This is a genomic window from Streptomyces globosus, assembly GCF_003325375.1.
Classification (GTDB): Bacteria; Actinomycetota; Actinomycetes; order Streptomycetales; family Streptomycetaceae; genus Streptomyces; species Streptomyces globosus_A.
The window spans coordinates 5,505,837-5,519,163 of sequence record NZ_CP030862.1 but is presented as its reverse complement, the minus strand read 5'-3'; the positions used below and the strand labels follow the sequence as shown (position 1 = coordinate 5,519,163).

General features: G+C 74.5%; 16 protein-coding genes. 9 read left to right on the top strand and 7 right to left on the bottom strand.

What is annotated here, in order from left to right:
* The first annotated feature begins 92 nt into the window (after positions 1 to 92).
* Positions 93 to 893 carry a peroxide stress protein YaaA gene (yaaA, locus tag C0216_RS24475; protein WP_114057365.1) on the top strand — a complete coding sequence of 267 codons (801 nt, stop codon included), beginning with the start codon at positions 93 to 95 and terminating at the stop codon, positions 891 to 893.
* A 186-nt stretch (positions 894 to 1,079) separates the two neighbouring features.
* On the opposite strand, the gene C0216_RS24470 is transcribed toward yaaA, so the two are convergent.
* Positions 1,080 to 1,814 carry a bifunctional DNA primase/polymerase gene (locus tag C0216_RS24470; RefSeq protein WP_114057364.1) on the bottom strand — a complete coding sequence of 245 codons (735 nt, stop codon included), beginning with the start codon at positions 1,812 to 1,814 and terminating at the stop codon, positions 1,080 to 1,082.
* Positions 1,815 to 2,009: 195 nt separating this feature from the next.
* Positions 2,010 to 2,642 carry a TetR/AcrR family transcriptional regulator gene (locus C0216_RS24465; RefSeq protein WP_114057363.1) on the bottom strand — a complete coding sequence of 211 codons (633 nt, stop codon included), beginning with the start codon at positions 2,640 to 2,642 and terminating at the stop codon, positions 2,010 to 2,012.
* A 108-nt stretch (positions 2,643 to 2,750) separates the two neighbouring features.
* Between C0216_RS24465 and ddaH the strand changes: the two genes are divergently transcribed.
* Positions 2,751 to 3,581: a dimethylargininase gene (gene ddaH, locus C0216_RS24460; protein WP_342777134.1), complete on the top strand. Its 831-nt coding sequence runs from the start codon at positions 2,751 to 2,753 to the stop codon at positions 3,579 to 3,581.
* 52 nt (positions 3,582 to 3,633) lie between these two features.
* On the opposite strand, the gene C0216_RS24455 is transcribed toward ddaH, so the two are convergent.
* On the bottom strand, positions 3,634 to 4,635 hold the full coding sequence (locus tag C0216_RS24455) for a small ribosomal subunit Rsm22 family protein (protein ID WP_114057361.1): 1,002 nt from the start codon (positions 4,633 to 4,635) through the stop codon (positions 3,634 to 3,636).
* Positions 4,636 to 4,667: 32 nt separating this feature from the next.
* Positions 4,668 to 6,092 carry a multidrug effflux MFS transporter gene (locus C0216_RS24450; protein WP_114057360.1) on the bottom strand — a complete coding sequence of 475 codons (1,425 nt, stop codon included), beginning with the start codon at positions 6,090 to 6,092 and terminating at the stop codon, positions 4,668 to 4,670.
* Positions 6,093 to 6,199: 107 nt separating this feature from the next.
* Here C0216_RS24450 and C0216_RS24445 point away from each other — a divergent pair, with 107 nt between their 5' ends.
* The 4 genes from C0216_RS24445 (at position 6,200) to C0216_RS24430 (ending at position 9,187) form a co-directional block, all read left to right on the top strand.
* Positions 6,200 to 6,961, top strand: coding sequence for an SDR family oxidoreductase (locus tag C0216_RS24445; protein ID WP_114057359.1), 762 nt, complete (start codon positions 6,200 to 6,202; stop codon positions 6,959 to 6,961).
* Positions 6,962 to 7,027: 66 nt separating this feature from the next.
* Positions 7,028 to 7,891 (top strand): PhzF family phenazine biosynthesis protein, encoded by an 864-nt coding sequence (locus tag C0216_RS24440; protein WP_114057358.1) that lies wholly within the window; start codon positions 7,028 to 7,030, stop codon positions 7,889 to 7,891.
* Entirely contained in the window at positions 7,888 to 8,463 is a 576-nt protein-coding gene (locus C0216_RS24435; protein WP_114057357.1) for a GNAT family N-acetyltransferase, read from the top strand. The genes C0216_RS24440 and C0216_RS24435 overlap by 4 nt, the downstream gene beginning before the upstream one ends.
* Positions 8,464 to 8,515: 52 nt before the next feature.
* Positions 8,516 to 9,187, top strand: a complete 672-nt coding sequence (locus C0216_RS24430) for a PhzF family phenazine biosynthesis protein (protein WP_114057356.1) — start codon at positions 8,516 to 8,518, stop codon at positions 9,185 to 9,187.
* Here the strand turns inward: C0216_RS24430 and C0216_RS24425 are convergent.
* Positions 9,177 to 9,824 (bottom strand): heme oxygenase (biliverdin-producing), encoded by a 648-nt coding sequence (locus C0216_RS24425; protein WP_114057355.1) that lies wholly within the window; start codon positions 9,822 to 9,824, stop codon positions 9,177 to 9,179. The genes C0216_RS24430 and C0216_RS24425 overlap by 11 nt on opposite strands.
* Positions 9,825 to 9,957: 133 nt before the next feature.
* Positions 9,958 to 10,815 (bottom strand): type I methionyl aminopeptidase, encoded by an 858-nt coding sequence (gene map, locus C0216_RS24420; protein ID WP_114057354.1) that lies wholly within the window; start codon positions 10,813 to 10,815, stop codon positions 9,958 to 9,960.
* A 94-nt stretch (positions 10,816 to 10,909) separates the two neighbouring features.
* On the opposite strand from map, the gene C0216_RS24415 reads away from it, so the two are divergent.
* The 3 genes from C0216_RS24415 (at position 10,910) to C0216_RS24405 (ending at position 12,474) form a co-directional block, all read left to right on the top strand.
* Positions 10,910 to 11,164, top strand: coding sequence for a hypothetical protein (locus tag C0216_RS24415; RefSeq protein WP_114057353.1), 255 nt, complete (start codon positions 10,910 to 10,912; stop codon positions 11,162 to 11,164).
* 135 nt (positions 11,165 to 11,299) lie between these two features.
* A complete protein-coding gene (gene npdG / locus C0216_RS24410) occupies positions 11,300 to 12,022 on the top strand; it encodes an NADPH-dependent F420 reductase (protein ID WP_114057352.1) in 723 nt (240 codons plus the stop codon).
* Between the two features lie 266 nt (positions 12,023 to 12,288).
* Entirely contained in the window at positions 12,289 to 12,474 is a 186-nt protein-coding gene (locus tag C0216_RS24405) for a hypothetical protein (RefSeq protein ID WP_114057351.1), read from the top strand.
* Positions 12,475 to 12,493: 19 nt separating this feature from the next.
* Here the strand turns inward: C0216_RS24405 and C0216_RS24400 are convergent, their stop codons facing one another.
* On the bottom strand, positions 12,494 to 13,294 hold the full coding sequence (locus C0216_RS24400; protein ID WP_114057350.1) for a site-2 protease family protein: 801 nt from the start codon (positions 13,292 to 13,294) through the stop codon (positions 12,494 to 12,496).
* Positions 13,295 to 13,327 lie beyond the last annotated feature (33 nt).

Here is a 13,327-nt window from a genome sequence, read left to right as displayed (position 1 = left end):
CGTAGGGCCGGACGGCGGGGGCGGCACGGCGAGCGGTCTACGCTGGGGCGGGGCCGCACCCCCTGTGTTGTTCTGGTCTGAGGAGATACACCGTGCTCGTGTTGCTGCCGCCGTCCGAGGGAAAGGCCTCCGGCGGGACCGGCGCACCCCTGGATGCGGGGACACTGTCGCTGCCGGGACTCGCCGCGGCCCGCGAGGCCGTGCTCGCCGAGCTCGTCGACCTGTGCGCCGGGGACGAGGAGAAGGCGCGCGAGGTGCTCGGGCTGAGCCAGGGGCTCCGCGGCGAGGTCGCGAAGAACGCCGGGCTGCGGGAGGCGGCCGCCCTGCCCGCCGGCGAGCTGTACACCGGGGTGCTGTACGAGGCGCTCGGGCTGGCGGACCTGCCCGCGGCGGCGCGGGCACTGGCCGAGCGGACGCTGCTCGTCTTCTCCGGGCTGTGGGGTGCCGTCCGGGTCGGCGACCGGATTCCGTCCTACCGGTGCTCGATGGGGGTCAGGCTGCCCGGGCTGGGCGCGCTCGGCGCGTACTGGCGGGAGCCGATGGCGCAGGTCATGCCGAAAGCCGCCGGGGACGGGCTCGTACTCGACCTGCGGTCGGCGGCGTACGCGGCCGCCTGGAAGCCGAAGGGGGAGCTCGCCGGGAGGACGGCCACCGTGCGGGTGCTGCACGCGCAGGTCGTGGACGGGGTGGAGAAGCGGTCCGTGGTGAGCCACTTCAACAAGGCGACCAAGGGGAGGCTGGTGCGGGATCTGCTGGTCGCGGGGGCCCGGCCGGCGGGGCCGGCGGAGCTGGTCGAGGTGCTGCGGGGGCTGGGGTACGTGGTGGAGGGCGAGGCCCCTGCACGGGGCGGGCGGGCGTGGGCGCTCGACGTCGTCGTGACGCAGATCCACTGAGGGGGCGGGGCGCCGCCGCCGCCGCTGCCGTCGCCGTCGTCGCCGCCGGGTGCGGGTTGCCGCTGCGCGGAGCCGGCTCGCCGCCCCGCCCTTTCTCCGTTTCCCGGGCTCTGCCCGGGCCCGTTGCGGGGCCCTGCCCCCGCACCCCCGCGCCTCAAACGCCGGCGGGGCTGGTTTGGCCGGCGGTCAGTGGTGGAGGGGCCAGGCTGCTGCCGGGGTCGTGGCGTGCGCTGCGCAGGCGTCCGTCAGGGTTTCCAGGAGGGTCAGCGGGTCCGGCAGGGGGTGTTCCATGCCGCGGACCCATGTCACGGCCCGGTCGCCGGGGAGGGCTGCCGGGGGGACGAGGACGTAGCTGCCGCGGCAGTGCCAGCGCAGGCCCGGGTGCTCGTCCATCGTCTCCGGGTGGCAGTCCAGTTCGCACGGCCACCACTCGTCCTCGTCCTCGGGGGTGCCCCGGGTGGCGGTGAAGAAGAGCATGCGGGCCTCGTCGCCCGTACCGCCCGACTCGGCGACCGGGCCGACGTCGATGCCGGCGGCGAGGAGGCGTTCGAGGGCCTTGGCGCCGGCTTCCAGGGGGACGTCCAGGACGTCGTGGACCATGCCGGTCGCGGTGATGAAGTTGGCCTGGGGCTCGTTGCGCGCCCAGCGCTCGACCTGGGCCCGGTCGGTGGTCGACTGGGTCTGCCAGGCGAAGGAGAGGGGGTGCCTCGCGGGGGTGGGGCAGCCGATCCGGTCGCAGGAGCACCGGTAGCCGACGGGGTGGGCGGCGGGGGCGAGCGGCAGGCCCGCCGCGGCCACGGAGAGCAGCAGTGCCTCGCGTACCCGGCCGGGGTCCTCCGGCGCGGACTTCGGGCGCCGGCGCAGCCACTGCGAAATCCTGCTCTGCTCGCCGCGTTTGACGCGGCCGGACTCAGACCCCATCTATCCCCTCACCTCAGCGTTGGCCCCGGCAGACCCTGACATCGTCCCACCATCCGGCGGTCCGGGTGACCGCTCTCCCCAAGGACAAGCCCCTGTTCGACGCCCGGAATATCGCCTCATAGCAGGCGAAATCCGGCCATTGGTGGGCCGGGGGGCGCGGGGGGCGGTGTCGGTGACGTTCGCCACCCCCGGTGGTCACGCGGTGTCGGCGTGCGCGGCGATGCCCGCCAGGACGCGGTCGACGACCTCGTCCGCGAAGGCGTGGGTGAGGGGGCCCGTGCGCAGCAGCCAGCGGTAGGTGAGGGGGCCCACCAGCATCTCCACGGCCACCCGCAGGTCCGTGCCGGGGGAGATGTGCCCGGCCTCGCGGGCGGATCGCAGCCGCTCCTCGTAGAGGGCGAGCTGCGGTTCCAGCAGCTGCTCCGTGAAGCGGGCGCCGAGGCCGGGGTCGGTGGCACCGGCGGCCGCGAGGGCGCGCGCGGGGGCCGCGTACGTCTCGTCGGACAGTTCGTCGACCGTCGCCCGCATGACGGCCTTCAGGTCGGCGGCGAGGTCGCCGGTGTCGGGGAAGCCGGTCCAGCCGCCCTCGTCCGCGGCCTTGCCGGAGAGTGCGAGCGAGGCGTCCAGCAGGACGGCCGCCTTCGACGGCCACCACCGGTAGATCGTCTGCTTGCCGACCCCGGCGCGGGCCGCGATCGCCTCGACGGTCAGCCGGTTGTAGCCCACCTCGCCGACCAGGGCGAGCGCCGCGTCGAGGATCGCCTGCCGGGAGCGCTCGCTGCGGCGGCTCGCGTCGGGGGCTTTCGCGTCAGGGTTCTTGCTGGTCATTCGGACAAATTAGCAACCGGAACATCTCGTCTTTCAGTCAATGTGCACATCACCCGGTCAGTCCACTGCGCGGCTCCCCCGGAGGAGAGACGATTCACCCACCAGTCCGTGAGTCGTGAGGAGCCTTCTTTGCGCAGAGACGCCACACCCCGGCGCTACCTGATGTGCCCACCGGCACACTTCAAGGTCACGTACTCCATCAACCCGTGGATGGACCCCGGGAAACCGGTGGACCTCCCCCTGGCCATGGCCCAGTGGGAGGACCTCAGGGACCGCTACCTGTCCCTCGGGCACACCGTCGAGACCCTGGAGCCGGAGCCGGGCCTCCCCGACATGGTCTTCGCCGCGAACGGCGCCCTCGTCATCGACGGCCGGGTCCTCGGCGCCCGGTTCGCGCACGCGGAGCGCACCGGCGAGGCGGAGATCCACCGTGCCTGGTTCCGCTCGCACGGCTTCCGGGACGTCCACGAGCCGGCCCACGTCAACGAGGGGGAGGGCGACTTCGCCGTCACGGCCAGCTGGATCCTGGCCGGGCGGGGCTTCCGCTCCAGCCCCCTCTCGCACGACGAGGCGCAGGAGTTCTTCGGCCGTCCCGTCATCGGACTGGACCTGGTCGACCCGCGGTACTACCACCTCGACACGGCACTGTGCGTGCTGGACGGCGACGAGGTGATGTACCACCCGGAGGCCTTCTCGCCGGGCAGCCGGGCCGTGCTGCGGCGGCTCTTCCCGGACGCGCTGATCGCCGGCGCCGAGGACGCGGCCGCGCTCGGGCTGAACGCGGTCAGCGACGGCCGGCACGTCCTGCTGCCGCAGGCGGCCACCGGGCTGTTCGGCCCGCTGCGGGACCGGGGCTTCGAGCCGGTGCCGATGGACCTGGGCGAGCTGCTCAAGGGCGGCGGCAGCGTGAAGTGCTGCACCCAGGAGCTGCGGACGTAGGCCCGCCCCGGCTCCGCCCCGCGTCTCCGCCCCGCGCCTCCGGCCGCGGACGTCAGTCCGTGGCCGGAGGCCACTCCCGGCCCCATTCGGCGTCCCGCGCCCGCTTGTAGAGGTCGCCGTGCCGCTTGGTCACGGTGGCCCGGACCAGCCCCTCGCCCTCCGGCCCGCACAGGTCGAGCAGGACGAGGCCCTTGCGGATCTGCGGCCTCCGCGTGATCCGGGCGGCGGCCGGCTCCGCCGGGAAGCGGGTGGCCGCGACGTAGCTGAACTTCTCGTCCTCGTACGGCAGCGAGCCCCCCTTGACCTGCCGATGCAGGGAGGAGCGGCTGACCCGCGCCGAGAAGTGGCACCAGTCCTCGCCGACGCCGATCGGGCAGGCCCCGTCGTGCGGGCAGGGCGCGGCGACGTGCAGGCCCGCCGCGATCAGCTGGTCGCGGGCCTCGCGGATGCGCAGGTAGCCCTCGGGGGTGCCCGGCTCGATGAGGACGACGGCCTGTCCGGCGCGGGCCGCCTCGGCGACGACGGCGCGCCGGGCCTCCGGGGTGAGCTCCCCGAGGACGTACGAGACGGTCACGAGGTCCGCGGCGGGCAGGGCGAGGGCCGAGCCGATGACGGCCCGCCGCCACTCGGCGCCCCGCAGCGCGGGCGAGCCGGACGCCCCGGCCAGTTCGCGGCCGAGGGCGAGTGCGGGTTCCGCCCAGTCCAGCACGGTCGTGGCGCGCGGGCCGTCCCAGGTGGCGTCGACCGCCCAGGTTGCCGCGCCCGTGCCGCCGCCGACGTCCACGTGCGAGGCGGGCGCCCAGTCCGGGGCGGCCTCGGCGAAGCCGGCGAGCGCGGAGCGGACCGCCTCGAAGGTGGCGGGCATCCGGTACGCCGCGTACGCCGCCACGTCGGAGCGGTCCCGAAGGACGGGGGCGTCGGTCGGGGTGCGCCCCCGGTAGTTGGCGATCAGCCGCTCGACGGCGGCCGCGGCCTGCTTCGGCGGCAGCCCGTCGAGGAGTCCGGCCAGCGCGGACCGGAGGGTTTCGGCGGTGGTGGGGGCGGAGGCGTTCACCTCCGAAGTTTACGGCGCCCCCGGTGCCCGGCTCACGCCGCGGCAGCCGCTCCGCGGCTGCGCCAGGGCCGGCACAGGCCGAGGAAGCAGCCCGCGGCGAGGAGCCCGCAGCAGACCTGGACGACAGCCATCGGAACGGCGGTGTCCTCCCCGGCGATGCCGACGAGCGGCGAGGCGGCCGCGCCGACGAGGAACGAGGAGGTGCCGAGCAGCGCCGACGCCGACCCGGCGGCCTGCGGGGTGCGCATCAGGGCCAGCGCGTTCGTGTTGGGCAGGACCAGGCCCATCGCCGACATCAGCACGAACAGAGCGGCGGCGACCGGCGCCAGGCCGACCGGGCCGAACACGCCCGCCGACATCAGCAGCAGCGCGGCGGACGCGGCGACGACCACGGCGATCCCGCAGGCCAGGACCTTGTCGAGGCTGACCCGGCCGACGAGCAGCTTGCCGTTGACCTGCCCGGCGAGGATCAGGCCGACGGAGTTCAGGCCGAACAGCAGGCTGAAGGTCTGCGCGGAGGCCCCGTATATCTCCTGGACGACGAACGGGGAGGCCGCGATGTACGCGAACAGCGCGGCGAAGGAGAAGCCGCCGGCCAGCACGTACCCGGCGAAGACGCGGTCCGCGAGCAGCCCGCGCATGGTCCGCAGGGCGGCGCCGACGCCGCCGGTGTGCCGCTGCTCCGGCGGCAGCGTCTCGTCCAGGCGGCGCCACACGAGGAGGGTCAGGGCGAGTCCGACGGCGGCGAGGACGACGAAGACGCCGCGCCAGTCGGCGAAGCGGAGCACCTGCGCGCCGATGAGCGGGGCGATGATGGGCGCCACCCCGGAGATCAGCATCAGGCTGGAGAAGAACTTCGCCATCTCCACGCCCTCGTACAGGTCGCGGACGACGGCGCGGGCGATCACGATGCCTGCGGCTCCGGCCAGGCCCTGGAGCAGGCGGAAGCCGATCAGCAGCTCGGCGGTCGGGGCGAGCGCGCAGACGGCGGTCGCGAGGACGTACAGGGCCATGCCGGCGAGGAGCGGCCGGCGGCGGCCCCACCTGTCGCTCATCGGGCCGATGACGAGCTGGCCGAGGGCCATGCCGGCCAGGCACGCGGTCAGGGTGAGCTGGACGGTGGCGGCCGGGCTGGCCAGGGCGGACGCGACCTCCGGCAGGGCCGGAAGGTACATGTCCATGGAGAGCGGGGGGAGGGCGCTGAGCCCGCCGAGGACGACCATGACGAGCAGCCCCGTGCGGCGGGCGGCGGCGGTGCCGGCGCGCGGCGCCGCGGGCGCGGACTCGGTCCGCGGGGCGGGGACGGCAGCGGAGCCGGAGTCGGAGTCGGAGTCGGAGCCGGAGTCCGCGCCCGGGGCGGGGGCCGGGCGGGGGGCGGGGGCGGAAGCGGTCGGTTCGGCGGGCGGCGTCTTCGGCGGCGGCTCGTGCGCGGCCGTCGCAGGGCCTGTCTCCGGCATGCGGACTCCAGTCTTCTCGTCGTCTTTTCACACCCCTGGCCGGTCCATGCTCTCAGCTGTCGGAACGTCCGCCGACGCGCCCGGCTTCTGCCGTACCCTGCGGCCCCATGAACGCACCTGGCATGAAGACCGCCGTGGTCACGGGCGCCGGCTCCGGCATCGGCCGCTCCGTCGCCCTCGCCCTCGCCGGCGCCGGATGGGCCGTGGCCGCCGCCGGCCGCCGGACCGCTCCGCTGGAGGAGACCGCGCGGGCGGCAGGGCCCGGAGCCGACGTGCTGTGCGTCCCCGCAGACGTGAGCTCCCCGCCGGACGTCGCCGCGCTGTTCGCGGCCGTCCGCGAGCGGTACGGCCGGCTCGACCTCCTCTTCAACAACGCGGGCACCTTCGGCCCGGGCGGGGTGCCCCTGGAGGACCTCTCCCCCGACGACTGGCGGCGCGTCGTCGACGTCAACCTCACCGGCTCCTTCCTGTGCGCGCAGGCCGCCTTCCGGCAGATGAAGGAGCAGGACCCGCAGGGCGGCCGCATCATCAACAACGGCTCCATCTCCGCCCACACCCCCCGGCCCCACTCGGTCGCGTACACGGCGACCAAGCACGCCGTGACCGGCCTGACGAAGTCGCTCTCCCTGGACGGGCGCCCGTACCGGATCGCCTGCGGGCAGATCGACATCGGCAACGCGGCCACCGAGATGACCGAGCGGATGCAGACCGGGATCCTCCAGGCGAACGGGCAGCTCGCGGTGGAGCCCGTGATGGACGCCGCCGACGTGGCCCGCACCGTGCTGCACATGGCGGAGCTGCCGCTGGAGGCGAACGTGCAGTTCGCGACGGTGATGGCGACGGCCATGCCGTACATCGGGCGCGGCTGAGCAGGCCCGCGCCGGGGGCGCCGCCGGACGGGAATGCGCCGCGGCGCACCGCAGTTGAGCCACAGCATGACGACCGAGGTACTGCGCTACACCGCTTTCTCCGACGACCCCGCCGGCGGCAACCCCGCCGGGGTCGTGCTCGACGCGAGCGGCCTGGACGACGCCGCGATGCTGCGGATCGCCGCCGAACTGGGCTACAGCGAGACCGCGTTCCTGACGGGCCCGCCGCAGGGCCTCGACGGCCCGCCCGGCCGGGCCTTCACGCTCCGCTTCTTCAGCCCGAAGGCCGAGGTCCCCTTCTGCGGGCACGCCACGGTCGCCGCGTCCGTCGCGCTGGCGGAGCGGATCGGTCCGGGCGAACTGGTCTTCGCCACCCCGGCCGGCACGGTGCCCGTCTCGGTCACCGACACCGGCAGCGGCCTGCGGGCCGTCCTGACCAGCGTCGAGCCGCACACCGAGGACATCGCCGGCTCCGACCTCGCCGAGGCGCTGGCCGCCCTGGACTGGCCGGCGGCCGACCTGGACCCGGCCCTCCCGCCGCGGATCGCCTTCGCCGGTGCCCGCCACCTCGTCCTCGGCGCGGCCACCCGCGAGCGCCTCGCCGCCCTGGACTACGACTTCGCCCGGCTGGAGGCGCTGATGCAGCGCCTGGACCTGACCACCGTGCAGCTGGTGCACCGGGCCGGCCCCGACACCTTCCACGTACGGGACCCCTTCCCGGTCGGCGGCGTCGTCGAGGACCCCGCCACCGGGGCCGCCGCGGCCGCCTTCGGCGCGTACGCCCGCGAGCTGGAGCTCGTACCGGACGAGGCCGTCCTCACCCTCCACCAGGGCGAGGACATGGGCCGCCCCGGCGTGCTGACGGTGGAGCTGCGGCCCGGCGACAGGCGGGTGCGGGTCGGCGGCGCGGGCGTCCGGATCCCCGCATGACCGCGACGGTCGCCGCCTGGCCGGAGGCCGAGCTGCCGGCGGACCTCGCGGCGCAGGTCGCCGAGCTGGAGGCGCAGGCCTGGCCGGGCGCCACAGCGGGGCACGACCCGGCGCTCGCCCCGCGGGCCCTGCTGCTGCTCGACGCGTCGGGGACGGTCCTCGCATCGCTGGCGCTGCTGTACAAGCGGCTCCGGCACGCGGGGCGGACCTACCGCGCCGCCGGCCTGAGCGCCGTCGTCACCCGGGAGTCGGTGCGCGGCCGCGGGTACGGGCGCCGCCTGGTCGCGGCCGCACGGGCGGCGCTGGCCGCCGACCCGGGCGTGGACGTCGTCCTGTTCAGCTGCGACCGGCCGCTCGCCGGCTTCTACGAGGCGGCCGGGTTCACCCGCCTGCCCGGGGCCGTGCTGGTGGGCGGCACGCCCGCCGAGCCGCTGGCCACGGACGAGCCGGGCTTCGACAAGGAGGTGCTCGGCTACTTCCCGCCGCGCGCCGGCGGGCGCACCGGTCGGGCGGAGGACTTCGCGGGGACCCGTATCGCCCTGCACCCGGGGGCGGTCGACCGGCTCTGGTGACCGGCCGGGCGGCGGAGCGCGGCCCGCGGCCGGGCCGTGTTTGAATGCCCGCGTGAACGATCTCGACGTACTCAGGGTCTTCTGCGCGGGCGACGGGCGGTTCGGCAACCTGCTCGGCGTCGTCCGCGACGGCCGCACCTGCCCGGACGACGCGTCCCGGCAGGCGCTCGCCGCCGAACTCGGCTACAGCGAGACGGTGTTCGTCGACGACCCCGAGCGCGGGGTCGTCGACATCCGCACCCCGGGCACGCGCATGGCGTTCGCGGGGCACCCGCTCGTCGGGGTGGCCTGGCTGCTGGACATCGAGGAGCTCCAGCCGCCCGCCGGGTCCGTATGGGCCCGCGACGACGGCGAGTTCACCTGGGTCACGGTCCGGCCCGAGTGGGCCGAGGGCAAGCGCACCCGGCAGTACGCGACGCCCGGCGAGGTCGACGCGCTGCCCGCACCGCCGCCCGGCGAGGGCTGGCTGTACGCGTGGGCGTGGGAGGACGAGGCCGCGGGCCGCGTCCGCGCCCGCGGCTTCCCCCGGCGGCCCGACGGGGCCATCGCCGAGGACGAGGCCACCGGTTCGGCCGCGGCCCTGCTGACGGCGCAGCTGAACCGCGCCCTGAACATCAACCAGGGCGCGGGCTCGCAGATCCTCACCGCGCCCGGACCCGACGGCACCGTCGAGATCGGCGGGCGCGTCCGCTTCGACTCCCCGGCGCAGCCGGTCAGGCGCTGAGCGGGAACTCCGCCCCCAGCTCGCGGAAGACGGCCCCGTTGTAGTCGAAGGCCCGCTTGCACTCGTCGATGATGCGCTGCTTCTCCAGGTCGTCCGCGGCGATCGCGTCGAGGAGCCCGCGGTACTCGCGCTTGAAGGCGGCCGGGTTGGAGATGTCCGCGAAGACGTAGAAGCGGACGCCGTCGCCCTTGCGCGCGAAGCCCCAGGCCCGCTCCGCCCGGTCGCGGATGATCTGGCCGCCGGAGAGGTCGCCCAGGTAGCGGGTGTAGTGGTGGGCGACGTACCCGCCGGGCCAGGCGGCCGCGCATTCGGCGACCCGCGCCGCGTACGCCCGCGTGGCGGGCAGCGCCACCAGCGTCTCGCGCCAGGACGGGCCGCGCAGGTGCGCCAGGTCGCGCTCGATCTCGGCGACGCGCATCAGTTCCGGACGGATGAAGGGCCCCGCCACCGGATCGCCGGCGAGGGCCTCGGCCGCGTCCTCCAGGGCCCGGTACACGAACCACAGCTGCTCGGTGTAGCGGGCGTACGCGTCGACTCCGAGCCGGCCGCCGAGCAGGTCGCTCATGAAGGAGGAGGACTCGGCCTCGGTGTGCTGCTCGTGCGACGCGACGCGGATGGCCGTGGAGAAGGCGTCCAAGACAGACCTCCGGGGAAGGGGGGACCGGGCGTGGCGGCACGGCCGCCACGCCTGATCCTCCTGCTTAGGCATACCTAAGTCAATGTGTTCCCGACGCGTTGTCGGTAAAACGTCCCCGGGGGCCCGGAACCGGCTACGGCAGGGTGAGGATGTCGGCTCCCGAGTCCGTCACGACCAGTGTGTGCTCGAACTGCGCGGTCCGCTTCCGGTCCTTCGTCACGACCGTCCAGCCGTCCTCCCACATGTCGTACTCGTGGGTGCCGAGCGTCAGCATCGGCTCGATCGTGAAGGTCATCCCGGGCTGCATGACGGTCGTGGCGTGCGGGCTGTCGTAGTGCGGGATGATCAGGCCGGAGTGGAACGCCGAGTTGATGCCGTGCCCCGTGAAGTCCCGGACCACGCCGTAGCCGAAACGCTTCGCGTACGACTCGATGACCCGGCCGATCACGTTGATCTGCCGGCCCGGCTTGACGGCCTTGATCGCCCGGTTCAGCGCCTCCCGGGTCCGCTCCACCAGGAGGCGGGACTCCTCGTCCACGTCGCCGCACAGGTAGGTGGCGTTGTTGTCGCCGTGCACGCCGCCGATGTACGCGGTGACGTCCAGGTTCACGATGTCGCCGTCGCGCAGCACCGTCGAGTCGGGGATGCCGTGGCAGATGACCTCGTTGACGGAGGTGCACAGCGACTTCGGGAAGCCGCGGTAGCCCAGCGTCGACGGGTAGGCCCCGTGGTCGCACAGGTACTCGTGCGCGACGCGGTCGAGCTCGTCGGTGGTGGTGCCGGGGGCGATCAGCTTCGCGGCCTCCTCCATCGCCCGCGCGGCGATCCGTCCGGCGGTGCGCATCGCCTCGACGGTCTCGGGCGTCTGCACCTCCGGGCCGGTGTACGGAGTGGGCGCGGGCTTGCCCACGTACTCGGGCCGGCGGATGTTGCCGGGAACGGAACGGGGCGGAGAGAGCTCGCCGGGTACGAGCAGCGACTGGCCAGACATGCAAGCGAGTGTATCCAGCACTCCTGGGGCAGCATGGCGGCAGACAGGACGGTACGGAGGCGGCACGCGGCCGCGGAGGAAGGAGCCGGGGACGATGGCCCTGTTCAAGAAGCGCCAGACGGGCAAACCGGGCGAGTGGTACTACTGCCTGGTCCACAAGAAGGTCGAAGAGGGCCCCGAGTGCCCGGCGAAGGACCGTTTCGGCCCGTACGGATCGCCCGAGGAGGCGGCACACGCCATGGAGACGGCGCAGGAGCGCAACCTCGAATGGCAGAACGACCCCCGGTGGAACGACAAGTCCGCCGAGGGCACGCCGGACGACGGGAGCGGCCCGGGCTCGGCCTCCTAGGGGGTCCGTCCGGGGCGGCGGGAGGCCGTCCGGGAGCGGCCGCGGCGCGGCAGGGCCGCCGGGGAGGCCCGGGCCGGGCGGCCGCACGGGGCGGCACCCGTTCGCGCGTACGGATCCCCGCACTACGCTCCCCCCATGACCTCTAGCGACAGCACCCAGAAGCCGCCCGCGCCCGCCAAGGCCCCCGCCAAGGACCCGTGGGACCTGCCGGACGTCTCCGGCCTCGTCGTCGGCGTCCTCGGCGGCACCGGAGACCAGGGCCGGGGCCTGGCCTACCGGTTCGCCAAGGCGGGCCAGAAGGTGGTCATCGGCTCGCGCGCCGCAGACCGCGCCCGCCAGGCCGCCGCCGGGATCGGCCTCGGAGTGGAGGGCGCCGACAACGCCGAGACCGCCCGCCGCAGCGACGTCGTGATCATCGCGGTGCCGTGGGAGGGCCACGCGAAGACCCTCGAAGCGCTCCGCGAGGACCTCGCGGGCAAGCTCGTCGTGGACTGCGTCAACCCCCTCGGCTTCGACAAGCAGGGCGCGTACGCCCTCCGGGTCGAGGAGGGCAGCGCCGCCCAGCAGGCCGCCGCACTCCTGCCCGACTCGCGGGTCACCGCCGCCTTCCACCACCTGTCGGCGGTCCTCCTCCAGGACGAGTCCGTCGCGGAGATCGACACGGACGTGATGGTCCTCGGCGACTCCCGCGCCGACACCGACATCGTCCAGGCCCTGGCCGCCCGCATCCCCGGAATGCGCGGCGTCTTCGCCGGCCGGCTGCGCAACGCGCACCAGGTCGAGGCCCTCGTGGCGAACCTCATCTCCACGAACCGCCGCTACAAGGCCCACGCCGCCCTGCGCATCACCGACGTCTGACCGCCCCGGCGGCGGCCCGGCCGGCCCGCCCGGCGCCCGCTGCGGCGGGCCGAGCGGGCCGGGCTGTCGTTCTGCCTCTGTGCTCGCGGCGCGTGATGCGCGACACACCCTCGGGCGCACCATAGCGGCGCGGGAGGGCGCGGATCCGGCGAACGGGGAAAAGGGCCGCGGGCGGGGCGGGGGGTGGCGGCGCGGGGCTGTGCGGGGCGTGGGGGACACTGGAGGGGCTCGATGCCGTTCCGTGCCCCGTCTAGGAGACGTACCCCATGCCCCGCCTCGCCGTCTTCGCCCTCCTCGTCTGCGTGCTGTCCGTGGCGGCGGCCGTGGTGGCCTTCGTCGAGGGCAGCTTCCTCGGCATCGTCTGGGTGCTGCTGGCCGGCCTGTCCTCCAACATGGCCTGGTACTACATCCGCCGCGAGCGGGCCCGCAAGGCCGCCCGCCAGGCCGGCTGACCCGCCGGCCCGCCCGGCGTCAGGGCTGCGGTACCGCGCAGAAGCCCTCGGTGTCCTCCCAGAAGCGGAACAGGTCGAACCCGCAGTAGCTGTCGAGGTCCGGCACGCCCAGCGCCGACAGGGCGCCGTGGACCACGTCGAAGAAGACCGCGTTCACGGCCGGGATCCACAGCAGTGCGAACACCGCGATCAGCCCGACCGGCGCCAGCGGCGCCAGCTCCCGGCGCACCCGGTACGACAGCCAGGGCTCGATGACCCCGTAGCCGTCGAGGCCGGGCACCGGCAGGAAGTTCAGGATCGACGCCGACACCTGCAGCAGCGCGAGGAACGCCAGCGCGAAGCGGAACGGCTGCGGCACCCCGTCGAGGGCGCCCAGCCAGAACGGGGCGGTGCAGACGACGGCGAACGCCACGTTCGTCAGCGGGCCCGCCGCCGAGATCAGGCTGTGCTTCCAGCGGCCCCGGATGCGGTCCCGCTCGATGAACACGGCGCCGCCCGGCAGGCCGATACCGCCCATGATCACGAAGAGGAGGGGGAGGACGACGCTGAGCAGGACGTGCGTGTACTTGAGGGGGTTCAGCGTCAGGTAGCCCTTCGCGCCGACGGTGAGGTCGCCGCCGTGCAGGGCCGTCCGGGCGTGTGCGTACTCGTGCAGGCACAGCGAGACCAGCCACGCCGACGTGACGAAGAGGAACACCGCGAGCCCGGCGCTCTGCGAGTAGCCCGTCCACACGGCCCACCCCGTGACGGCCATGATCGCGACCATGCCGAGAAAGACGGAACTGACCTGGCGCTCACTGCGCGTCCGCTGATGAACCATGCCGCGAAACCTACCGCGCGCCCCCGGCGGCCG

Excerpts from the sequence above, each read along its gene's own strand:
- C0216_RS24470 (WP_114057364.1), bottom strand. The coding sequence starts at position 1,814 with ATGGGGTCTGAGTCCGGCCGCGTCAAACGCGGCGAGCAGAGCAGGATT.
- C0216_RS24465 (WP_114057363.1), bottom strand. The coding sequence starts at position 2,642 with ATGACCAGCAAGAACCCTGACGCGAAAGCCCCCGACGCGAGCCGCCGC.
- C0216_RS24450 (WP_114057360.1), bottom strand. The coding sequence starts at position 6,092 with ATGCCGGAGACAGGCCCTGCGACGGCCGCGCACGAGCCGCCGCCGAAG.
- C0216_RS24445 (WP_114057359.1), top strand. The coding sequence starts at position 6,200 with ATGAACGCACCTGGCATGAAGACCGCCGTGGTCACGGGCGCCGGCTCC.
- C0216_RS24440 (WP_114057358.1), top strand. The coding sequence starts at position 7,028 with ATGACGACCGAGGTACTGCGCTACACCGCTTTCTCCGACGACCCCGCC.
- C0216_RS24435 (WP_114057357.1), top strand. The coding sequence starts at position 7,888 with ATGACCGCGACGGTCGCCGCCTGGCCGGAGGCCGAGCTGCCGGCGGAC.
- map (WP_114057354.1), bottom strand. The coding sequence starts at position 10,815 with ATGTCTGGCCAGTCGCTGCTCGTACCCGGCGAGCTCTCTCCGCCCCGT.
- C0216_RS24415 (WP_114057353.1), top strand. The coding sequence starts at position 10,910 with ATGGCCCTGTTCAAGAAGCGCCAGACGGGCAAACCGGGCGAGTGGTAC.
- npdG (WP_114057352.1), top strand. The coding sequence starts at position 11,300 with ATGACCTCTAGCGACAGCACCCAGAAGCCGCCCGCGCCCGCCAAGGCC.
- C0216_RS24405 (WP_114057351.1), top strand. The coding sequence starts at position 12,289 with ATGCCCCGCCTCGCCGTCTTCGCCCTCCTCGTCTGCGTGCTGTCCGTG.
- C0216_RS24400 (WP_114057350.1), bottom strand. The coding sequence starts at position 13,294 with ATGGTTCATCAGCGGACGCGCAGTGAGCGCCAGGTCAGTTCCGTCTTT.